15 protein-coding genes and 1 tRNA gene are annotated in these 23228 nt (G+C 44.1%); 12 read left to right on the forward strand and 4 right to left on the reverse strand.

Going from position 1 to position 23228, the window contains the following annotated elements; translation table 11 throughout:
- Nucleotides 1–105: 105 nt before the first annotated feature.
- The 3 genes from WCM76_09100 (at nucleotide 106) to WCM76_09110 (ending at nucleotide 3437) form a co-directional block, all read left to right on the forward strand.
- Complete coding sequence (locus WCM76_09100; GenBank protein MEI6765785.1) at nucleotides 106–495, forward strand: T9SS type A sorting domain-containing protein; 390 nt, start codon at nucleotides 106–108, stop codon at nucleotides 493–495.
- A 713-nt stretch (nucleotides 496–1208) separates the two neighbouring features.
- Entirely contained in the window at nucleotides 1209–3002 is a 1794-nt protein-coding gene (gene argS / locus WCM76_09105; protein MEI6765786.1) for an arginine--tRNA ligase, read from the forward strand.
- 15 nt (nucleotides 3003–3017) lie between these two features.
- Nucleotides 3018–3437, forward strand: a complete 420-nt coding sequence (locus WCM76_09110; protein ID MEI6765787.1) for a hypothetical protein — start codon at nucleotides 3018–3020, stop codon at nucleotides 3435–3437.
- Nucleotides 3438–3492: 55 nt separating this feature from the next.
- On the opposite strand, the gene WCM76_09115 is transcribed toward WCM76_09110, so the two are convergent.
- Together WCM76_09115 and WCM76_09120 are read right to left on the reverse strand one after the other, a co-directional pair.
- Nucleotides 3493–6687, reverse strand: a complete 3195-nt coding sequence (locus WCM76_09115) for a M4 family metallopeptidase (protein ID MEI6765788.1) — start codon at nucleotides 6685–6687, stop codon at nucleotides 3493–3495.
- 134 nt (nucleotides 6688–6821) lie between these two features.
- Complete coding sequence (locus tag WCM76_09120) at nucleotides 6822–8120, reverse strand: MATE family efflux transporter (protein ID MEI6765789.1); 1299 nt, start codon at nucleotides 8118–8120, stop codon at nucleotides 6822–6824.
- A 176-nt stretch (nucleotides 8121–8296) separates the two neighbouring features.
- Here WCM76_09120 and WCM76_09125 point away from each other — a divergent pair, with 176 nt between their 5' ends.
- The 5 genes from WCM76_09125 to WCM76_09145 all read left to right on the forward strand — a co-directional run bounded on the left by WCM76_09125 (nucleotide 8297) and on the right by WCM76_09145 (nucleotide 14698).
- The gene (locus tag WCM76_09125; GenBank protein ID MEI6765790.1) at nucleotides 8297–9589 is read left to right on the forward strand and encodes a hypothetical protein; all 1293 of its coding nucleotides are present in this window, start codon (nucleotides 8297–8299) and stop codon (nucleotides 9587–9589) included.
- Nucleotides 9590–9727: 138 nt separating this feature from the next.
- Nucleotides 9728–9800, forward strand: a tRNA-Gly gene (locus WCM76_09130).
- Between the two features lie 517 nt (nucleotides 9801–10317).
- The gene (locus WCM76_09135; GenBank protein MEI6765791.1) at nucleotides 10318–11184 is read left to right on the forward strand and encodes a T9SS type A sorting domain-containing protein; all 867 of its coding nucleotides are present in this window, start codon (nucleotides 10318–10320) and stop codon (nucleotides 11182–11184) included.
- A gap of 186 nt (nucleotides 11185–11370) precedes the next feature.
- Complete coding sequence (locus WCM76_09140) at nucleotides 11371–13548, forward strand: FISUMP domain-containing protein (GenBank protein MEI6765792.1); 2178 nt, start codon at nucleotides 11371–11373, stop codon at nucleotides 13546–13548.
- Between the two features lie 244 nt (nucleotides 13549–13792).
- On the forward strand, nucleotides 13793–14698 hold the full coding sequence (locus tag WCM76_09145) for a DUF1566 domain-containing protein (GenBank protein ID MEI6765793.1): 906 nt from the start codon (nucleotides 13793–13795) through the stop codon (nucleotides 14696–14698).
- Nucleotides 14699–15107: 409 nt separating this feature from the next.
- Here the strand turns inward: WCM76_09145 and WCM76_09150 are convergent, their stop codons facing one another.
- Nucleotides 15108–15413 carry a T9SS type A sorting domain-containing protein gene (locus WCM76_09150; GenBank protein MEI6765794.1) on the reverse strand — a complete coding sequence of 102 codons (306 nt, stop codon included), beginning with the start codon at nucleotides 15411–15413 and terminating at the stop codon, nucleotides 15108–15110.
- Between the two features lie 117 nt (nucleotides 15414–15530).
- A complete protein-coding gene (locus tag WCM76_09155; GenBank protein MEI6765795.1) occupies nucleotides 15531–16055 on the reverse strand; it encodes a hypothetical protein in 525 nt (174 codons plus the stop codon).
- A gap of 630 nt (nucleotides 16056–16685) precedes the next feature.
- Between WCM76_09155 and WCM76_09160 the strand changes: the two genes are divergently transcribed.
- From WCM76_09160 to typA, 4 genes are all read left to right on the forward strand, one after another.
- Nucleotides 16686–17948, forward strand: coding sequence for an aspartate kinase (locus WCM76_09160; GenBank protein MEI6765796.1), 1263 nt, complete (start codon nucleotides 16686–16688; stop codon nucleotides 17946–17948).
- Between the two features lie 33 nt (nucleotides 17949–17981).
- Entirely contained in the window at nucleotides 17982–18959 is a 978-nt protein-coding gene (locus WCM76_09165; GenBank protein ID MEI6765797.1) for an aspartate-semialdehyde dehydrogenase, read from the forward strand.
- A gap of 338 nt (nucleotides 18960–19297) precedes the next feature.
- Complete coding sequence (locus WCM76_09170) at nucleotides 19298–21205, forward strand: DEAD/DEAH box helicase (GenBank protein ID MEI6765798.1); 1908 nt, start codon at nucleotides 19298–19300, stop codon at nucleotides 21203–21205.
- The gene (typA, locus tag WCM76_09175) at nucleotides 21205–23022 is read left to right on the forward strand and encodes a translational GTPase TypA (GenBank protein ID MEI6765799.1); all 1818 of its coding nucleotides are present in this window, start codon (nucleotides 21205–21207) and stop codon (nucleotides 23020–23022) included. The genes WCM76_09170 and typA overlap by 1 nt, the downstream gene beginning before the upstream one ends.
- Nucleotides 23023–23228 lie beyond the last annotated feature (206 nt).

Here is a 23228-nt window from a genome sequence, read left to right on the forward strand (position 1 = left end):
AAGCCGGGCTTATGCTTCGGCTTCTTTCAAACTTTTACCGGACAACAGTGATATTTAATTAAGACTGATGCCAATGGTAATAGCGGATGTAATCAGAGCAGTAATTTGATAACTGAGGATACCGCCTTAACGTTTTCTTCAGCAAAATCATTTAATGTCTCCTCACGTTGTTTGATTGACAATACCATGGTGCAAATTTCAAGCGGAGGAACAATTACTCAATCTTGCATAGCAATTGGAGTTGATGAAACAAATCACAATAATTTAATTGAAGTGCTGCCAAATCCTACGTCTGGAAAAGTCAACCTTCAAATTCCACAACAATTCGGACAAACAAAAACACTTGAAGTGTTTAGCTGCACCGGACAATTACAGCTTTTTCAGACAAGCAGGTTCGATGAAGTGGATATTAGTATTTTGACAAGCGGAATATATTTTTTGGTGTTAACAAATGCAATCAGCGAACGACAGACAATAAAAATAATAAAAGAGTAACATTCGGTAACCAATTTCAACTTCGACAGATTTTCAACATAAAACCTAAGGTTAAATTACCTCTTTAAAGACAAAAAATAGCTGCTGCTCATTGTTAACCTTTTGGCTGAATCAGGTTGTGGCCCGGCCGGAAGGTGGAAGTTGGAAAAGATGAAAAGATGAAAAGATGAAAAGATGAAAAAATGAAAAGATGAAAAAATGAGAAAATGAAAAGATGAAAAGATGAAAAGATGAAAAAATGAAAAGATGAAAAAATGAAAAGATGAAAAGATGAGGCGTTGCCGAAATCGGCTGGCGGAATATTTCACGGCGGACTTCCGCTACACTACTGCTTGTGATTTTCGACTCTTGACTCACGACTCTTGACTCACGACTTTTTTGCGGCGCATGCTGTCATCATCACAATTAATTAGAATCATCCGTGCGCCGCCGGTTTATACTTTATCTCTGGTTCTAGAAATATTATATCCCTGACGGGATAATTTCAATTATCAATCATCAATTAAACTTGGTAAAATCGGTCAACGCTATTCAGAGATGGTCGATTTTTTTCTTCTGACTTCTGACTTCTGTTTTTGTCTTACCACTTATCTCATTTTTGACTTACGACTCACGACTCTTGACTCACGACTCATGATCCGTCAGGAGACGGATTTCGGCTTCGCCTCAACTTATGACTAATTGTTTTAACTTTGTGCCAAATAAGAAATGGAATGAACCGTATAGAAGGCGAAATTGCAAAACATACTGCTGCGGCAGTTCTTGAATTATATAATGTGGAACTTGACCCGGAAAAAGTTTCCATCCAGAAAACAAATCCCGATTTCCGCGAAAGCGGCGACCTTACCGTTGTTATTTTCCCGATTACCAGATTATCGCGTAAAGCGCCTGACGTTACTGCACACGAAATTGGAGGTTATCTTGCCGCGCATATGGCTGAAGTGAAGAGTTTTGGTGTGGTCAAGGGTTTCCTGAATATACTGCTTAAGGAACAGTACTGGCTGGATTATCTGAGCGAAGAAATTACAAAAGAAAATTTTGGGATTGATACTACGGGCAAAGGCGAAAAACTGATGATAGAGTTTTCATCGCCCAACACCAACAAACCATTGCATCTGGGGCATATCCGCAACAACCTGCTGGGCGATTCCATCAGCCGCATCCTGAAAGCAAACGGGAAAAATGTGGTGAAGGTGAATCTGGTGAACGACCGGGGCATACACATCTGCAAGTCCATGCTCGCATGGCAGAAATGGGGAAACGGTGAAACACCGCAGTCATCGGGATTGAAAGGCGATAAGCTGGTGGGGAAATATTATGTTGAGTTTGACAAACATCTCAAGGCGGAAATTGCTGAAATGGTTGCCGGTGGCGCCGCTCAGGATGATGCGGCAAAAAATGCGCCGCTGATGCAGCAGGCTCAGCAAATGCTTCAGCAGTGGGAGGCAGGCGACGAAGAAGTGCGCAAACTCTGGCAAACCATGAACGGATGGGTGTATAAAGGTTTTGATGAAACATACAAAAAGCTCGGCATCGCTTTCGATAAAACGTATTACGAATCGCAAACGTATTTGCTGGGAAAAGAAATAGTGGCTGAAGGTCTTGCCAATAAGGTGTTTCATCAAAAAGAAGATAAATCTGTATGGATTGACCTTACGGAAGAAGGGCTTGATGAGAAGCTGCTGCTCAGGAGCGACGGCACTTCGGTGTATATGACGCAGGATCTGGGCACTGCCAGATTACGTTTCGACGAGTTTCAGCCGTCACGCATGATTTATGTGGTGGGCAATGAACAGAATTATCATTTTGATGTGTTGAAAAAAGTGATGAAGACGGCAGGATTCGTCTGGGCCGATGGTATTCATCACCTCTCATACGGCATGGTGGAGCTGCCTGAAGGCAAAATGAAATCGCGCGAAGGAACTGTGGTGGATGCCGATGATTTGGTTGACGATATGATTGCCACTGCGCGCGAAACAACCGAAACACTTGGAAAAACAGCTGGTTTCAGTGAGGCGGAAGCCGCTGAATTATTTTCGCTTATTGGTCTGGGTGCACTCAAATATTTTATTCTGAAAGTGGATCCCGAAAAGAATATGATGTTCAATCCTAAGGAATCCATTGATTTTAACGGCAACACCGGACCTTTCATTCAGTACACGCATGCACGCATTCGCTCGATGCTGCGCCGTTCCGAAATGGATATAACGCTGCTGAATGTCGATGAATCGGTAACTATTTTACCCGATGAACGTGAACTGATAAAATTGTTATACGAGTTTCCTGCGGTTGTAAAACAGGCAGGCGAGATGATGAGTCCCGCGCTCATCGCGAACTATACGTTTGAACTGGCAAAGGAGTACAATCAGTTTTATCAGAAAATTCCGGTGCTGAAAGAAGAAAACAATGCACTTCAACGGATGCGGCTGCTGCTTACGGCACACACCGGAAAAGTGATTGCATCGGCCATGAGTTTGCTGGGCATAAGCGTGCCTGAAAAAATGTAACCAATATCTTTTATCATGAAGATTCCGCGAATCTCTCTGTGTATAATCCTGCTGCTGACCTTCGGCTGCAAAACGGTGCGCTATACCAATCACAGTATAACATTGGGCAGGGGCGGCGGATTTATCGGTAAATACGATTCTTATACGCTTAAAGGCAATGGCGAGGTTTTCAGCACCAATGCGGCTTCTGCAGGTTCTGCACCGGTGAGTCTTTCAAAGAAACTTGATAAAAAGACGGTCGCCGATTTATTCAGTAAAGCCGCGGCGCTTCAATTTCCGAATCCTGAATTCAATCATCCGGGGAACATGACTTATTATATCGAATACTTCGATGGCAAACAAACGCATACCATAAAATGGGGCGATTTTAACCTTCAGCCTCCCATTAGTTTCAAAGCCTTCTTTGACGAAACCTGGAAAACAGTTAAGAATTAAAAATGAAAAATGAAAAATGTTTTTTCATTTTTCACTATTCACTATTCATTTTTCACTACTCCTTCACCACCTTGCTGTTGAACACTCCGTCCGTGGTTCTGAGGCTGATGAAATAGATACCTGCGGTATTGTTACTGAGGTCGCAGTTGAAACGGTTCAAACCGGTATTGGCTGATTCTATATTGCTCTGAATAATCCTTCCGGTGATGTCCATTATGTTTACAGTTACATCCTGATTCCTGTTCGCGAAGTAATCAATAAACAGTTTGCCGGTTGAGGGATTCGGGTACAGTGCAACGTAATTGTCGAGTTTGGCGCTTTCGCCAACTTCGCTGAAATCAGCTTCGCGGAAGCGGATATTGTCGAGGTAGGCATTATCCATTTTAAATCCTAAGGTGTCTTTAGCAATATTGCGTGTCTCAAAGGCAACGGTAAAGCGAGTTCCGGCAAATGCATCGAGATTCACGAAATAGGTGGCATAAGGGTCGGATGCGGCTGTAGCCGGATTGTATGTTCCGCCAACTTGTATGGAATTATTTACAAGCACTCTGAGATTACTTGCAATTCTATAATCTCCCGGACCTATCAGATTGGTGTATGCCGCTTCGCCGAAGGTCTGCTTGAGGTCGAATTTCATATTGCAATGTGTCCATGCGGTAGCATCTACACAAAACGTAATCTTTGCCGAAAGAAAATCATTGATTTGCCAGGTGTTGTTACCGTTGGGGAATTCCAGCAGGTCATAATATGCCATGGCATTTCCGCCGGTCATCTGGAAGCCGAGCGGTCCTGTATGATATGCTGTATGCGAAGTGAACGCATGTGCGTATATACCCAGATTCACAACGTAATTTTTTGACGGGTTTGCCTCATCAAATGTAATGATGGTATCGGTTATCGATAAAGGATTTTTAACTGCATACCCAAAAAGAGTATCATTCATTTGGTTGCTGTCAATATCAAAGGCAGTCCATGCTTTGATGTAATGTGTTCCGACTGCCGAGAGGTCGGCCGTGGGTGCAAAAGTAAACTCTACCGTAGAATCGGGGAGAAGGTTGGCAACTGTTGTCAGCGTATCATAAACTGCCGTTCCGCCGTCAACTGAATAGCCAAGCCTGATGCTGCTTCCCGGAATAAGGTAATCGCAGCCATGAAATGCTACCTTTACTTTTACTGTTTCAGCGTCGGTGAGGTGGCATTCCGAAAACGGCTCCACGATGGCGCTCAAGGCGACATCACTGTTCTGGAATAACCTGTTCTCAAACTGATAACCCTGAATGGTGTCGTTATAAGAAATTGTATCTAGATTGAACGTAATGAAACAGGTAAGGTCATGCATGCCCAGTGCAGAGGCATCTGCAGCTTGTGCAAAGGTATAATTCAGTGTATCGCCGGGATTGATGTCGGCTGATAAAACCAGTGTATCCGTAACAACTGCTCCGCCGTCTAATACATAGTTCATATAAAGGGTATCGCCGGAAGGGATACTCAGATTGCAACCGTTGTAGATGGCACTGATACTTACGGGAGTTGTGGTGAGTCCGCAACCGGTAACAGGTTCGGTAATTTTATACATAGATAAATCATAATCGGTAACGGCCTGACCAACACCCACGGCATACCATGCATTCGATGCCTGAATATAAGGCCTGGAACAACTTCCGTAAAGGTCGATGGCTGCCTGCAGTGTTGCCATGCGGGCATCGGCATAGGTTGAGTTACTGGTAAGATAAATAGTGAGTCCGCGATAGGCAATAGCTTCGGCTGTATCGAGTCCAACAGGCTGCACTGAAAATTGCAGACCGAGGTCGTTGGAACCGCTGCCACCCTGACTGAGCAGGTAGAACCAGTATGATGCAAGGCTGCAGTTGGTATGAACACCTCCGTTGTCAAAAACTCCGGTTGCCCAGTATTGCCCGTGATACGTAGTCGGGTTCTGTGTTGATTTCGGATCGTTGATGCTGCGCAGTCCGATGCCTGCGGGGTCAATATCTTCGCCCATTTTCCAGTCGCCGGCACTTCCCAGTGCGAAAAACTCAACCGAAGTGCCAAAAATATCGCTGAAACCTTCGCTCAGGGCACCCGATTCATCCTGATAAACAAAACCTGCGGTTCCGTCGCTGACAGCGTGAGTAATTTCATGACCGCAGATATCAAGAGCCGTAAACGGCTTGTAAGTACTGCCATCACCGTATGTCATGCGGAAACCATCCCAGAATGCGTTATCATAGCCAACATCATAATGAACATAGCTCATCAGTTTTGCACCGGCATCATCATAACTGTTCCGTCCAAATTGGGTGAAATAATAATCGTACGTCATTTCTGCACCCCAGTGCGCATCGGTTGCTACTTCGTCTTTCTGTGCGTTGATATTATTCCAGTCATTATCGGTATCGGTAAAATCAACAGCCGAGCCGTAAACAGTTCCGGTGTTCATGTCATAAGTTTCAATGCCGCTGCGCGATGTCTCGCGAAGTCTGTACTGACCGGGTGCCGTTGAATCTGTGGTGATGGGCTGAGTTCCGCTGTATTTTGTATGCGCTGATCCCGGCACATCGGTCGTTTTGATATCATTAATTGTATGGATTACTTCACCGCTCAGGGCATCAATATAAATATCGCGTTTGCCAAGAGGTTTTTCAGCATATACGTTCACCTTCCAGGCGAGACGGTATTTAGAGGCAACTCCTGAAAAATGCTTGTCGAAAATCACCAGTTTTGCTTCAGGATAATAGGTAGCATTTTGATTACCTGTAGTGGTGCGCAGCATTTCTTCATTTTGTGGATTTTCCCACATATAGCGTTCGGCATTCATCAGCTTTAAGGCTATATCTATCGCAGTTTTTGCCTGCAGCTGCGGTGTGCTGCCGCACGTAAGACCTGAAACAATATTACCGTTTCCGGTCAGTGCTTTTCCGTTGCTTCCGTGAATGATATAATCGGCACCTGCAACAGGAATGCCTTTATACAACTGCTGATACTTATAATGAGTATATCCAATCTTATCTGTTGAACTCTTAACTAATTTCATCTCATCGCCGCTTCCCAGGCCGAAAGCAGCTTTTTGACTTGAGAAAACATCGGCAGGAGCCGTTTTGAAATTATCATTAAATGTTATCCATCCGCCTTTATCGGTCACTTTTGCAATGGCCGAAAGTTTTGAATTGGAAGGTGTGAAAACCTGTGCATAACTGTTCGCGGCTATAACCGAACAAATGATGGCTAACGTGAGAGTAAATCTCTTCATAACAAATGAGTTTTTATTTGACGCGACGAATTTAGGATTTTTTTACAGACGAAGATTACAAAGGCTGAAACTTTATAACAGTATAATGTTGAAATAGTTCAGGCAGCTGTCAAGAATTGTCCACTACGACTTAATTATATGCTTCTTTCCTTCCATTTTCCATTTCGCATATAGAGGAAGGAAAAGATTGCCAGCATAATAATATAAATGTATTCAGAGCACCAGATTACGGCGATGCTGTGGGTAGTGTAAACGCTGATGAGATATACTGCGGTGAGATATATGGAAATGGCCAGACACTCTATCAACAGCGCGGTGCGGGTATTGCCGGTGCCGGTTACGCCGCTGAAAGTAGTCATGGCAAAAGAAAAGATGATAAGTACGCCCAACACCACAAACAGTACCGGCTGACTGTCAATAATCAACTGATTGTTATTGGTATAAAGTGAGATGATTTGTCGGGTTAACCCTAAGGCGGGTACAACCATGGCTGCCACCACGGCCAGACACAGCAAGGCAATACGGCGTATGGCCGACATTACTTCGCTTTTACGGTTTTCGCCAATCAGGTTGCTCACCACAGTATTGGTCGCCGAACTGAATGCCCAGATGGGAATAAGGAATATCATGTAAATACTGCGCACAATATTGGATATGGCAAGCGGATGTTCGCCCGTTTTCTCGATAATCATAAAGAACACCCACCATCCGCCAAGCGCGATGAAATGCTGAAGCATGGTGAAAAACGATACTCCGAAAATGCTGCGTATCAGGCTGAAGTCAAAAATGCCTTTTTTGAAGATGCCGTAACGCTGTTGATCGCGGGTGAAGCGTGCCACCAAATAAAAATGTAACAAGCTTACGGCTTCAGCCGTGGCCGAGGCTATGCCGGCTCCCGCAATTCCCATTTTCGGGAAACCCCAGTGACCGAATATCAGTATGTAATCGAGCAGAATGTTCACGCCGGCCATTATCAGCGCATTATACGTAAGAATGCGGGTTTTCATGATGCCCACGAAAAATGCCCTGTAGCTGCACGCCGCGAAAACAAATACCAGTCCGAAGATACGGTAATCAAGAAAGGTCATGGCGGCATCGTAAATATTCGGCGAAGCTATAACACCCCTGAGCATGCTGTGCCCAGCTGTTCTTACGACAATAGCCAGAACGGCTGCAAAAACCACCAGAAAAATCATGCTGTGGCGAAAAATCCGTCCGACCTCGGTATAGTTGCCCTCACCGTTGCGACGTGAAATCAGAATCTGAGTTCCCAGGCTGAAACCGAAGCCGAGAATGAACAGCATCACGTAAAACAACCCGCCAATGGCCGAACCGCCCAGGGCCACTTCGCCAACGCGCCCGAGAAAAACAGTATCAATGAAATTGATCATGTTCTCTGCCAACAATCCAAGTATGATTGGATAGGTGAGCAACCAGATACCTTTATATGTATATGATGTAGCCAGTTTTTCTGAAATTTGACTGCAAAAGTACGGATAAATTATGCGAAGCGGCTCGGGAAACAACAAAACGTTGTAACTTAGCGGTGCGATTGCAAATGAGCTCTATCAATCAAAAATTTCCGCTGAACCCTCTAAAAATCTAAACTATGTTGAAAAAATCCTGCCTGTTTCTGCTTGCCATATTATTTGCGCCGATGCTGTTTGCACAAAGCATTCCGGACAGCTCACTCATCAATGAACGCAACGCCATGCTGTTCCATTATCTCGACCTGAGGAATACCGGCGATATGAAGCAAAAAGCAGTTATCGACACTGTGCTGCTGCAGTCGGACGAACTGCTCAAACTGGACAATCAACTAATAGACACCCTGGTGGTGCGCAGCCAGGCATACAATACCATGTCGAATAAACTGGACATCCGCGAAAGCGAGTATGTCGAGCTGAAAATGAATAATGACTTGAATGAAAAGATGATTCTGTTCGGAATGTATGGTGCGGCAGGAGCGGGGCTCATTGTAATTGTACTGATAATACTCATCGTAGTGACGGCTTCTTCAAAAGGAAAGCTGAAAAAGAAAATCAAAAATACAGCCTCTCTTGAACAGGAAAATGAGAATATGAAACTCGAAATCTCATCGGTGGAAAAAGTGATGCAGCAGAATGCGGATATGATAGAAAAACTGAATCGCACCGTAGAGATGAAAGAGACGAGGATCAAAGATATGCAGGCTGCCGTAGACGGAGCCGACGGAAAGTTCAATAAAAAATGTGAGGAATACGATAAAATTATTCTTGAACTGCGCACCAACGAAACAAATCTGATAAGCGATAAAATCAAAGCCAACACCAAGGCATCGGAAATGGTGAATCAGATGGAGGCACGCATTCAGGAACTGGAACGCGCCCTCAATGACGGGAATTCTTCATCGAATGTTGATACAAATGAGCTTGACGCATTGAAAACCACGCATCAGGAAAGCATCCGTCAGCTGCAGAATGAGTTGGACGAAGCCAAATCCAACTTCGAAACACAGCTGAACGAACGCGACCGTCAAATTATCGAACTTAAGGAATCTGAATCCAGGATTAAGGAAGAACGTGGACAGGATGAGCAATCGCTGATACAGCGCCTGAACGAACGCGAGCGCCACATCAATGAACTTACGGAAGCGCAGGCACGGATGAAAGAAGAACGTGAACGCGAAGAGCAATCGCTGATGCAGCGCCTGAGTGAGGCGGAAGCAAGGGCTACGGAATATGAAACCATACTGAATGATCCTGAAAAGCGCGCTTTCCGCGATGCGGAATTCAACAAAAAGCTGAGCGAGATGGAACTGAAAATTATCAAACTCGGTAAAATTGACCGTATGCACAAAGACGGCCTGATTACCGACGAAGAATACGGCAGTATGAAGCAAGCACTTTTAGCTGATTTTTAAGGCTGCAACATACCCATAAGAATTATTTTTTTTAATTACCTTTGCAGCCTTCGTTCATTGATTGCACTGTTTTAGAATACAGGTTTTGTTATACGCTTTTATATGCAAATCAAGCTTCAGTGCTCTGAAACACTTATCGCGGTAGTAGCTCAGATGGTAGAGCATCAGCTTCCCAAGCTGAGGGTCGTGGGTTCGATCCCCATTTACCGCTCGATGTTTTAGAAGGTTTTTGAAAAGCTGGTTTAAACAAATCAAGATTCTGAAACTGATTTCAAGAGGGTTAAAAATTTCGCTAAATTACCGTGATTACAATGTTTTTATAAAAACGCAGGTGGATTTCAAAATCATCTGCGTTTTTTTATTGCCCACCGTTAGTTTCTATACATAATCCGTTATTATTGTAATCCTCATAATACGGTTCTAAGGAAATTTCACTAAAATGGAATTTACGTTATTTTGAACGATAGTATGATGCGGGTCACCTATTCATTTCGGACGAAAATTGATAGCCTATATTGTTTTTGGTCATTAATTACTAAATAGTGTTATAAAATTAATAATATTAACATAAAGTTGTTATAATGTTATGAAAATTTTATTATTTTTGAATAAAAATTGGTTTGATTTTCAATAAAATAATTATTGTTTCCTGTTTTTATATAATATTGTTTATAAATATGACTAACTAACAGTGCAGCGTCAGCACGATAATCACGGACAAAAAACAAATGAGAAAATTTGGACTTTTTATGATGACTATTGTTGCAGTTATATGCACTGCAAAAGCACAAATTCCGAATGCGGGATTTGAGGACTGGACCACGACCGGAAGCTATGAACAGCCAAATGAATGGGCCACGATGAATCCCTCTTGTACCGGACCTTTTTATTCATGTACAAAATCGAACGATCATTTTCCTGTATCCGCCGGCAGTTTTTCTGTGCGAATTGAGAATAATACTGCGCTTGGACAAATGGCTGGCGGTTGGGGTTTGATTGCATCGAAAACAATGTCCTATCCTATGGTTCCCGCTTTTCCGGTAACCGGGCATCCGGACAGTCTGTTCGGATATTACAAACTCATCTCGTTAAACAGTGATACCGCGTGGATAAAAATATTACTGTACGATGGTGGTTTGCAGGTGCTGGATAAAAACATCCTGTTGCCGGCAGCTCCATCATGGACATCTTTTTCTGTGCCTTTGGGCACTTATTCAACCGCCGACAGCGCTATGATGATTCTTGCTGCGTTTTTTCCAAACAACCAATTAGACGGACCTAATGGTAATTCGGTAGTCTATTTCGATAATCTGAGCTTTGATAATCTGGTAGGCTCTGTTAATGAAAATAACAATACACCTCGTTTCAGCATGTATCCCAATCCCGCAATAGACGTTGTTACCCTGAACATTGACACTAAAACGAATGATGTGAAATTAAATATTTATAATGTTATTGGTGGCATTGTCCGCTCAGAGCCTCTGCAGAATAACCGACAGAATTTCAGCACCGGCGACTTAAATAATGGTATTTATATTGTTGAAATACGGTCAGAGAAAGGCTCATCAAAACAAAAGCTGATTATTCAGAAGTAATAATTATAATTCGTAAAACGGTGGAATGTCTTTCTTGCCGTTTTACGTTTTTGCAATGATATCAGGATAATTTATTTCTACGAATACTGGAAACCTTAATCCTTCAGGTTTTTACAATACCCGATTAGTAATATTCACATCGTTCTTTTTGAATCAATCTTGCCGGTTCTAATTAACAATTACTCCATGACACATAAAACAATTTTATCCTCATTTTTACTAGCTGCCACTGAAATATTTTTATTCTTGTTTTTATCGATGAATGGCCATGCTCAGAATTATTTGATAACATTTGAAGCAATTGGTTCGGCTACTTCACTGGACAGCGTGAAGACCGAGAATCTTACGCAAGGTCATTCACAGACTATCGGTGGAAATGATATCCTGAGATTAATTGTTTCAAGTAACGGAATCGATGATATTCAAGTTCCCGTTGATTTAGTTAAGGTCTGTCCGAATCCGATGCAATCAAATGCTGAGATTTCATTTTATTCTCCAATAATCGGATTGGCAAAAATATGTATATATAACGTTTCGGGGCAACAAGTACTCTGCACTGAAGATTTACTTTCAACAGGTCTTCAAAATTATATTATCACAGGTCTGCAAGAGGGCATGTATTTTATCCGGATTTTCGGTGACGGATACGCATACTCGTCTAAGCTATTAAGTACAAGCCGCATTGCTTGTGCAACCCAGATAAAATATCTGGGAAACGAAAAGCGATTGACCAAAGCCGCTCCTCTAAAGAGTACTAAAGCCACAATTGATATGGCTTATGCATCTGGCGATAATCTTCGTTTTACAGGATATTCAAATAACTGTTACGGGACGATGATTGATGTTCCCACATGCAGTAAAACGATTAATATTGATTTTTCCATTTCTCTTCCGACAATTACATCCGCTTCGGCAACAAATATTCTGAATTATACCGCTATATCCGGCGGTACGGTTGTTTCGGATGGCGGCTGTATCGTTACTGCAAGAGGAATCTGTTACAGTCTGTATCCTAATCCTACTGCGGCGAATAGCATTATTGCATGTGGCGCTGGAGTCGGGGCATTTATTGCTAATCTTTCAGGGTTAACGCCGCTAACAACATACTATGTCAGAGCCTATGCGACAAACAGCACAGGTATTGCTTATGGTAATGAAATTAGTTTTTCGACCGTTGATTCGGCGTCATTGTCAACAACTCAGGCGACTTCAATTGGCGGCAGCACTGCTATTAGCGGGGGAACAATTTATAGCGATGGCGGTTCATTTGTCACTATGCGTGGTGTTTGCTGGGATATCTATCCTAATCCGATGTATGGCGTCCACATGACTCAGGATGGTAACGGTACAGGAAATTTTTCCAGTTCTATTACAGGACTTAATCTTGGTACCACGTATCATGTGAGAGCATACGCAATAAATAGTGTTGGAATCGCATATGGCGATGATATGATGTTCACAACCTTAGGGTCGCCTCCAATTGTCTCGTCTTCCCAACCATCGGCAGTGACTGCTGTCTCCGCAAGAATTAATGGCTTGGTAAATGCAAACGTGGCCTCAACAGATGTCAGTGTTGAATATGGTCTTACAAACAGTTACGGCCTAAGTATAAATGCCTCACCAAGCCCGTTAACTGGAAATATTAATACAGTTGTAAGAGCTGATATATCAGGCTTATCAACTCTTACCACCTACCACTACAGAATTAAAGCTGAAAATTCATTTGGAACGGCTTACAGCAATGATATGACCTTCACAACGAATGAACTTGTTACTGATATCGATGGAAATATTTACAATACGGTAACAATAGGTTCGCAAATTTGGATGACGGAGAATTTAAAGGTTACTCATTATCGGAACGGCAATGATATACCATTGGTTACGGATCCATCAGCTTGGCAAATTGACACTTCTGGCGCTTATTGTGATTATATGAATACGCCTTTAAATAGTTTAACTTATGGTAAAATTTATAACTGGTATGCCGTAAACGACACTTCAAACATTGCACCTCTTGGGTGGCACGCAGCAACAGATTTGGAGTGGGCTACGCTTACATCATTTCTTGGTGGTAGCAGTTTGGCGGGAGGCAAACTTAAAGAAGCAGGTACCGCTCATTGGCAAAACCCTAATACTGGTGCAACAAATGAAACTGGTTTCTCGGCGTTACCGGGCGGTTTTCGCGACTCTGATGGAACCTACGAACTTCTTGAAACTGCAACGGGATGGTGGTGCTTTTCTTCAGGTGGACCAAACAATGCTGTTTATTATTATACAGGGGTTAACAATAATAGTTTGTTTAATGCTGACATTACAGGTAGCGAGAATGCTGGAATCTCTGTTCGTTGTGTAAAAGATTAAATAACTTTTTTTGAAATTTGTTGTAGTTCTTAAAAGCAGTATACAATGAGCATTCGTGCGCTTTGGGTGGATGCTGAAATTTTCTCCTTTGGAATTGAGAAGTAAGTAATCCAGACAAGTGCTAATGTGAATTTGCCTATTTCAGGCACGAAAATAATTGTTCGTTACCAACAGGTACAATTGAGATTTAGCAATATAGAAAAGTTATATTAATCTAAAAGTAATCACTAAAAATAAAACTTTTATGAAAAAGAAAAGCGGAATTATGATTTTACCGTTAGTACTAATGTGTTTAGCACTTATGCTCAACAATGGGTGTAAAAAGGACAGTAACAATGATTCAAATGATCAGGAACAGCCGGCGCAGCTGCCTGTCTTGACAACAGTTGCCGCAACAAGTATTACAACGGTTTCTGCTATCTGTGGCGGAGATATTTCGACAGATCAGGGCTCAACTGTGACCGTCCGTGGTGTGTGTTGGAGTACTGGTGTATCGCCAACAATATCAGACTCGAAAACCTCCGATGGTACCGGCAACGGTTATTATCAAAGTAATCTTGCTGGATTATCACCACATACAACATACTATTTCAGGGCGTATGCCACCAGCAGTGCCGGCACAGGATATGGAAACATTCTTTCATTTACAACTACAGGCAGCGGTGGGACACTGGCAATAGGTCAGACTTATCAAGGGGGCGTAATCGCTTACATGTTACAGGCAGGAGATATTGGTTACGATGCGGTTGTTGAGCATGGAATTATAGTTGCAACAACCGACCAGAATAACAGTTTTACATGGTATAATGGAAGTTATACAACTACCGGTGCAACTGCAACAGCTATAGGCACTGGTAATGCAAATACAAACACTATTTTTTCCTCCCAAGGCGCAGGAAGCTATGCCGCTCAGAGTTGCTATGATTTGGTGGTCGATATATACACAGACTGGTACCTGCCGAGCAAAGATGAACTGAATAAACTTTATGAGAACAGAGGTGCCATAGGTACCGGTTTCGCTAACGACTACTGGAGTTCCAGCGAAGGGAGTGCGAATGGGGCTTGGGCGCAGTCATTCAGTAGCGGAAACCAAACAAGTAATGCTGATAAATCAAATGCATATTCTGTTCGGGCTGTCCGCTCATTTTAATTATTTTTAGGTATTTTTAAGCCACGAAGGCGTGTACATAAAAACGTGAAAGCCATATAAAGTACTGCTAATGCTAGTAAGGACAGCCGCGTTAAACATGGTGGGTTTTCTGCACGCTGCATTAAGGATTAGGACAATTTGACTGTTTTATTAATTTGAGAAAACGCGAAATTGCTTGAATTAAATATTTTGCATATTGACCAATATGGAAACAAAATATTCGCCAATATACAAATTCGTTTTACTACTTAATAGACCATTAATAGCTTTAATTAGATCTTACTCTGATTCAACTGCAGAGCCATCAGAATAGTATTTGTGATGTCACTTTTTAGATACCCAAGCCAATAGGTTTCATTAACTAATTTGCCAACGGGGGAGTTAATAAATTAACAATTAATAATTATTTTCATTCTTTCACCATCTGCATCACTTCTGTATTGTCATTACTGTGCAGCATTAAGATGTAAACACCTTTTGCCAGTCCTCTTATGTCAATGTTTGTTTTTTCGTGCAGCAGGGTTTGTTGCTGGATCAATTGCCCTTGGATATTCATGATATCCAACGTTGCCGGGTTGCCAGATATCACAGGTGCTTCCACCGTGACCTCCGAGCTGGCCGGGTTGGGGTATATCCTGCTGGCAGATGTACTGGCCGAAGATCCATAGTCGACAGAACTACAGAAATAGCTTTCGAAAGTTATATTATCTATCATCCAGCCATCTTTATTTGTCTGAACGGAATCACTGACAAAATTAAACCTGAACATTACTGAATCCGGTGGCCAGCTCTTAACACCTAAACAGAAAATCCAACTGATCTCGGAAAACTTCTATCCGATGGAACTGCCCGAAAAAGCAGGTACGCCATTTTTTAAAGTGTCTGTGGCAGTATACATGTTATAAAAAGTGGGGAGCGAATCACTAAACGGATACGTAGGGCAGGTGTTCAAAATCGTATCAAATACTATATTCTGCCAGTTGGCACCCCCATCGTATGAAACATCAATATATCCGCCGTCATGGCCCGGGTCTGTGTCGTATTTGCTATAAAAACCATGCCAGGAAGGAGAACCCCAGAACCAATCGTACGACTTTATCGTAATTGTAAATGATGAATGGTTGTTTACAGGATAGGGCAGGGCAGTATCCGTTAAAATTGCATCCGTCGCCGAGTAAGCACTGTCAAAAACGATCTTTGAAGGTTTCCCGATCTGCCAGATATTCGTGTGATTTGCCGTATCAATTCTGACATATTTGAGCGTCGCAGTATCTTCAAAATTGATGGATACATTATATTGTGCATTTGCACAACAATAAGCGCTCATCAGTGCTGCCAAAAGGAATATTTTCTTCATATAACCGGTGTTTTAGGAATTCTTATTCTATATAATTTCGACCGTGCTGATTTGTTTCTTATTCAAAGAGCAGGAACAACACTGCCAAATATCAAAGCCAGACTTGGTTCAACACGCTGAAATATACAACAATTCAGAAGATATTCCGCGGGGGAGTTTATAATAAGCTCAGTAGAAATTCTTGCTTTTTTATAACGGGTATTGACTTTTTCGAGGCATTCGGGAGTTGTCATCTAAAAGATTTTGACAATTGTATATTAATCCATTACAAAGATATCTAATTGCGTTTAAATATTTAAGAACGGTAAATAAAAAAGCCCGACTTTGCACGCGGGCAATTTTTCAAACTAGAAATAAAATGCGATTAAATATCCAATTATTGGGTTTCCGCGTTTTTTAGTACTTTTGAAGTGCAAACACGTATTTTATTGATGAATTAGTTATTGTTATTGGATTATTTTTGTTTTAGAAAAAGTACTTTAAGCATGATAAACCGTAAAAATTATTGAGTGCTTTTTAATAATTGCAGAAGTATAATGCAAATGCAACAAAAAATAACAAAAAATGAACAGGAGCTGACCGCTTCCCGGGTTGAGGGTTGTGGGCACTGTCCCCATTTACCTTACAGAAATGGAAGTTTTTAAATTCGGTGGGCTGAGTACGCAGGATGCCCCTTCGGTAAAACGGGTAACGGAAATTATACGGGCCGACCGGGATAAAGATCTGGTGCTGGTGTTCTCGGCTATGGGAAAAACCACCCGACTGCTCGAAAAGCTTATCGCTTCGGCATTTCATCATTACAAAGATGTAGAAGAAGTCCTCACCCAGTTTGTGGATTATCACAAAAATATTATTTCGGAACTTGGAATAACGAATAGCGACCCCGGCTTCGACGATATCGATACTATGTTTGCCGAAGTCAGGAAACGCTGTCTGGGCAGCACAGGTGATGATTTCGATTTCTTTTACGATCAGGTGGTGGTGTGGGGCGAACTGATTGCATCACGCATCATGAGCCTGTATCTGAACAAAACTGGCATCGCCTGCCGCTGGGTTGATATCCGCACAACGCTGCATACCAACGATTGCTTCCGCGAAGGCCGCGTGGACTGGGAGAAATCGCTCCCGATGATTAATAAGGCATTCAGCAACACTGACGGCAACACAGCCATTCACGTAACACAGGGTTTTATTGCTACCAGCCGCAACGGACATAACATCACGCTCGGACTCGACGGCTCCGATTATTCGGCAGCTATTATTGCCTACTGCCTCGATGCCTCCAAAGTTACGATATGGAAAGATGTGGAAGGCATCATGAATGCCGACCCGCGCTACTTCAGCGATACCGTGAAATTTGAATCGCTCTCGTATACCGATGCCATTGAACTGGCGTATTACGGCGCAAACGTGATTCATCCGAAAACGATAAAACCCTTGCAGAATAAGAATATTCACCTTGAGGTGAAATCTTTTCTCGCGCCTGCCAAAAGCGGAACTGTCATCAGAGAAAGCTCGTCCAAGCTGCTTATTCCTACATTTATTCTTAAACAGTCGCAGGTGATGCTCAATATTTCGAGTGTCGATTTTTCGTTTATCATTGAAGAAAACCTCCGCGATATTTTCGATGTGTTTTCGAAGTTCAACGTGCGGGTGAATATGATGCACAACACCGCCCTGAGTTTTACCGTGTGCATTGATACCAACGACCAAAAACTCCCGCTCTTCATCGATGCCCTCAAAAAGCAATTCAATGTTACGCATCAGACCGGGTTGGAGCTGATTACCATCTGGCACTTCGACCAGGCTACGCTTCACCGTACCATCAGCAACAAGCAGGTGCTGGTTGAGATTCACAGCGGCGATGTTGCACAAATCATTGTTAAGCCATAATCCGTAATAATAGTCAGTTTAGAAGATACGAATATGAAAGTTGCAGTAATTGGAGCCACCGGTTTGGTAGGCCGCATGATGATTAAAGTTCTTGAAGAACGTAACTTCCCGGTAACGGAACTTATTCTTGCAGCATCAGACCGCTCGGTTGGGAAGGTGATTGAATTTAAAGGCAAACCCGTCACCATGGTTTCTGTTGCCGATGCTATCAGCGCAAAGCCCCGCTTCGCATTTTTTTCGGCAGGCGGAAGCGCGTCGAAACATTATGCACCGCTGTTTGCTGCAAACGGAACGGTGGTAATCGACAATTCTTCGGCATGGCGCATGGACGATTCCATAAAACTCGTGGTGCCGGAAGTAAATGGAGGATTGCTGACTGCCGACGATAAAATTATTGCCAATCCCAACTGCTCAACCATTCAGATGGTGGTGGCATTGAACCCGCTTCACAAAAAGTACGGAATAAAACGGCTGGTGATTTCCACCTATCAGGCCGTTTCGGGTACCGGACAAAAAGCCATGGACCAGATACAGAACGAACGCGCGGGCATCAGCGGTCCCATGGCGTATCATTACCCGATTGATCTGAACTGTATTCCTCACGGAGGCGATTTTCTGGACGACGGTTATACCACCGAAGAAGTGAAGCTGGTGAACGAAACGCGCAAAATACTGGGCGACCAAACCATCAATATTACTGCAACGGTTGTTCGTGTGCCGGTATTAATGGGGCATTCCGAATGTGTGAATATTGAATTTCATAAGGAGTTTGACCTGAAGGAAGCCGTGCAGCTGCTGCGCGACGCTCCCGGAATCATTGTTATGGATAATCCTGAAACCAATACCTATCCCATGCCGCTGATGGCAGCCGGAAAAGATGAAGTGTTTGTGGGACGCATCCGCCGCGACCATTCACAGCCCTGCACCATGAATATATGGGTAGTTGCCGACAACCTTCGTAAAGGAGCGGCGTCTAATGCCATTCAGATTGCGGAAGCAATTAACAGTTAAGAATTAATAATTAACAATTAACAATTTTCAAATTAGCTAATTGCCGAATTGCCGAATTGACTAATTGTCTCATTGGCGAATTGACTAATTATAAAAGTCACGCAAAGACGCGAAGACGCAAAGATTAATTGTTAGTTCTTCACTCTTAGTTCTTCACTCTTAGTTCTTCACTACTTTGTTCTGTTTGTATTATAATAATGTGTACCTTTGCACCCGATTAAATAAAACAATAGTGAACTTTCCGGGCAAGCAGGGCGCTTGTCAATCCTTCCAACATCGTCAATGTCTGTGGGGGAACAATTTATCCGCACCCCCGAATTTCACAAGCAATCTACATTATGATAACATTTGAAGAATTAGGAATTTCCCCTTCCATTTTGAAGGCGGTCAGGGAACTTGGTTTTGAGAACCCCATGCCGGTTCAGGAAAAGGTAATCCCGTTGATGCTGGGCCAGTCGCGCGACATCATTGCATTAGCACAGACAGGAACAGGTAAAACAGCAGCATTCGGACTTCCGCTGGTGCAGGAAGCCATTCCGGGCTCAAAACTGCCTACGGCGCTCATACTTTGCCCAACCCGCGAACTCTGCCTGCAAATTGCCGGCGATCTGAACGATTACGCATTGTACAGCAACGACATCAAAGTGCTTCCCGTTTATGGAGGCTCAAGCATTGATACTCAGGTAAAAGCCCTGAGAAGCGGCGTACAGATTATTGTTGCAACACCCGGCCGTATGAACGACCTTATTGAACGCGGTGTGGCAAAACTTTCAGCTATCAAGCGCGTGGTGCTCGACGAAGCCGACGAAATGCTCAACATGGGCTTTCTCGACAGCATCAACACCATTCTGGCCGAAGTGCCCGAAAACAGAAACACACTGCTGTTCTCGGCTACCATGCCTCCGCAAATTGCAAGCATCTCCAAGAAATACATGAAAGACCCCTTAGAGGTCACCATTGGTACCCGCAACTCGGGCGCCGAGAATGTTAAACACATCTACTACACCGTTCACGCCAAGGATAAATATCTGGTGCTGAAACGTATTGCCGATAATAACCCGGGCATCTTCGGACTGGTATTTTGCCGCACACGCCGCGAAACACAGGAAATTGCCGATAAACTGATTCAGGACGGCTACAATGCAGAAGCGCTTCACGGCGACCTCTCGCAGGGACAGCGCGATCTGGTAATGTCGAAGTTTCGTTCCAAGAACATCAAAATGCTGGTGGCTACCGACGTGGCTGCACGCGGACTCGATGTGGACGACCTCACACACGTTATCAACTACACCCTTCCCGACGATCATGAAGTATATACACACCGCAGCGGTCGTACCGGACGGGCAGGCAAAACAGGTATCTCCATTGCACTGGTGAACCTGCGTGAACGCCATCTCATCAAACAGATTGAAAAGAAATTAAAGAAAGAGTTTAAAAGTGCCGTGGTGCCTACCGGTCGCGAGATATGCGAGAAACAGCTGTTTCACCTGATTGACCGTATGGAAAAGGTCGAACTGGACCAGACAGACATAGACAGCTACCTGCCGGTAATCTACCGTAAGCTGGAATGGCTCGATAAGGAAGAAGTGATCAAACGCTTCGTTTCATTATCATTCAACCGCTTCCTGGAGTATTACCGCAATGCCAACGAGATTAAATCGCCCATCAGCGACGGTCCCGGTGGTGAAGCCGACGGCAAACGCGGCAGAAGGCGCGAAGCGGAAGGCGGCTATACCCGTATGTTCATCAGTCTCGGCAAAATGGACGGTTTTTACCCGCCACAGCTTATTGACCTTGTGAACCGCTGTTCACCCGGTAAGAAAGTAGCGCTGGGCGATATAGACCTGAAACGTAACTTCTCATTCTTCGAGATTGAGACACGTTTCGTCGACGAGATTATTCCTGCCATGAACCGCATGGAATTTGAAGGCCGCCCGATAAAGGTTGAACCTGCCGAAGGCAAAGGCGATATTGACGACGCACCACGCCCTCGCTCATCGGCTAACAGAGGCGACGACAGCCGTCCGCGCAGCGGCGGATACGACAGAACCAAGAAAGATGCACCCCGCGGCGGATACGACAGAGCAAAGAAAGACGCACCTCGCGGCGGTGGATTCGACAGAACCAAGAAAGACGCCCCACGCGGCGGCGGATTCGACAAAACGAAAAAAGAAGCACCCCGCTACGGCGGATATAAAAAAGACACAAGCGAAAGCTGGAACAGGGATAAAAAGAGGAAGAAATAATGAGCGAAGAAGAGCAGGACGTCAGGAACGTGGCCATTATTGCCCACGTTGATCACGGCAAAACAACATTGGTTGACCGCATCTTACATCAGGTAAAACTATTCAGAGATAATCAGGAAGTGCGTGAGCTCATTCTGGACTCCAACGACCTGGAACGTGAGCGCGGTATCACCATCTTATCAAAAAACGTATCGGTACGCTATAAAGGTGTTAAGATAAATATCATCGACACCCCCGGTCACGCCGACTTTGGCGGTGAAGTGGAACGTGTGCTGAATATGGCAGACGGTGTGCTTTTGCTGGTTGATGCCTTTGAAGGTCCCATGCCGCAAACGCGGTTTGTACTTCAGAAAGCACTCGAACTCGGGCTGAAACCCGTGGTGGTGGTGAATAAGGTTGACAAACCCAACTGCAGCCCCGAAGAAGTATATGAGTCGGTATTTGACCTGATGTTCAGCCTTGAGGCCAGCGAAGACCAGCTTAACTTCCCCACGGTTTACGGCTCCTCCAAACAGGGATGGATGTCGGACGACTGGCAGAAACCCACAACCGATATCACCTATTTGCTTGAGACCATTATTGCACACATCAAACCCAAGAAGATAGAGCAGGGCAACCTGCAGATGCAGATCAGCTCACTCGATTATTCATCGTACGTGGGACGTATCGCCATAGGGCGTATCTCTCGCGGAGCCCTGAAGATGGGGCAGCAGGTATCTATTGTTCGTGCCGACGGTCAGATTGTGAAGTCGGTTATCAAAGAACTGTATCTGTTTGAAGGACTGGGCAAGGAAAAGATTAAGAAAGAAGTGGGCGCCGGAGAGATTTGTGCCGTGCTGCTTCCCGACGAATTCAACATAGGCGATACCATCGCCGACATAGAAGCGCCCGACGGTATGGCACCCATCAGCATGGATGAGCCTACCATGAGTATGCTTTTCACCATCAACAATTCCCCGTTTTTCGGGAAAGAAGGACTGTACGTTACTTCACGCCACATCCGCGACCGCTTATATAAGGAAACCGAAAAGAATCTGGCATTGCGCGTTGACGAGACCGACTCGCCCGACCGTTTGCTGGTGTTCGGACGCGGTATTCTGCATCTCTCCATTCTTGTCGAGACCATGCGCCGCGAAGGTTATGAATTTCAGCTCGGACAGCCTACCGTTATCACCAAGATGATTAACGGTGTGAAGAACGAGCCTATAGAGTCACTGACCATCCACGTTCCCGAAGCGTTTTCGGGTAAGGTAATAGAAGTGGTGAGTCGCCGCAAGGGCGAAGTGGAATCTATTGAAACCCGCAACGACCGTATTGAACTCGTGTTTAATATTCCTGCCCGCGGACTCATCGGACTTACCAATGCCGTATTGAACGTATCGGAAGGAGAGGCCGTGATAGCCCACCGTTTTAAAGGCTTCGAACCCTGGAAAGGCGAGATGACAAATGCACGCAACGGCGCGCTGATAGTTATGGAAACAGGCGTTTCCGTGGCCTATGCGTTATGGAAGCTGCAGGATAGAGGCAAGTTCTTTATCGGCTCCAACGAACCTATTTACGAAGGTCAGGTGATAGGAGAGAACACCCGTCAGGATAATATTGCCATTAATGTTATCAAGACCAAGAAACTCTCGAACGTACGTGCTTCGGGTTCCGACGAAAAGATAAACCTGGTACCGCCCATACGTTTCTCGCTGGAAGAAGCCATGGAATACATCCGCGACGACGAATACGTTGAAGTAACTCCCAAATCTATCCGCATCCGCAAGATTATCCTCAGTGAACTCGAACGGAAACGGAAGAATAAAGCTGACTAAGAGAGTCGTGAGTCGTCAAAGCCCCCATCCCCGGCCCTTCCCCCTTAGATGGGGAAGGGAGGTGCAATTCATGAGCCGCAACGGATGGAAGTCGGAAGTCGAGAGTCGTAAGTCGTGAGTCTCCTGTCCGCTTTTGGCGGAGGAGTCGTGAGAAAAAGCCCCCCTGCCCCCCTATAAGGGGGGTAAAAAAATGTCAACATAGTGTA

The sequence above is a fragment of the Bacteroidota bacterium genome, assembly GCA_037133915.1.
Lineage (GTDB): Bacteria > Bacteroidota > Bacteroidia > Bacteroidales > CAIWKO01 > JBAXND01.

Excerpts from the sequence above, each read along its gene's own strand:
- argS (MEI6765786.1), top strand. The coding sequence starts at position 1,209 with ATGAACCGTATAGAAGGCGAAATTGCAAAACATACTGCTGCGGCAGTT.
- WCM76_09110 (MEI6765787.1), top strand. The coding sequence starts at position 3,018 with ATGAAGATTCCGCGAATCTCTCTGTGTATAATCCTGCTGCTGACCTTC.
- WCM76_09115 (MEI6765788.1), bottom strand. The coding sequence starts at position 6,687 with ATGAAGAGATTTACTCTCACGTTAGCCATCATTTGTTCGGTTATAGCC.
- WCM76_09125 (MEI6765790.1), top strand. The coding sequence starts at position 8,297 with ATGTTGAAAAAATCCTGCCTGTTTCTGCTTGCCATATTATTTGCGCCG.
- WCM76_09135 (MEI6765791.1), top strand. The coding sequence starts at position 10,318 with ATGAGAAAATTTGGACTTTTTATGATGACTATTGTTGCAGTTATATGC.
- WCM76_09140 (MEI6765792.1), top strand. The coding sequence starts at position 11,371 with ATGACACATAAAACAATTTTATCCTCATTTTTACTAGCTGCCACTGAA.
- WCM76_09145 (MEI6765793.1), top strand. The coding sequence starts at position 13,793 with ATGAAAAAGAAAAGCGGAATTATGATTTTACCGTTAGTACTAATGTGT.
- WCM76_09150 (MEI6765794.1), bottom strand. The coding sequence starts at position 15,413 with ATGATAGATAATATAACTTTCGAAAGCTATTTCTGTAGTTCTGTCGAC.
- WCM76_09155 (MEI6765795.1), bottom strand. The coding sequence starts at position 16,055 with ATGAAGAAAATATTCCTTTTGGCAGCACTGATGAGCGCTTATTGTTGT.
- WCM76_09160 (MEI6765796.1), top strand. The coding sequence starts at position 16,686 with ATGGAAGTTTTTAAATTCGGTGGGCTGAGTACGCAGGATGCCCCTTCG.
- WCM76_09165 (MEI6765797.1), top strand. The coding sequence starts at position 17,982 with ATGAAAGTTGCAGTAATTGGAGCCACCGGTTTGGTAGGCCGCATGATG.
- WCM76_09170 (MEI6765798.1), top strand. The coding sequence starts at position 19,298 with ATGATAACATTTGAAGAATTAGGAATTTCCCCTTCCATTTTGAAGGCG.
- typA (MEI6765799.1), top strand. The coding sequence starts at position 21,205 with ATGAGCGAAGAAGAGCAGGACGTCAGGAACGTGGCCATTATTGCCCAC.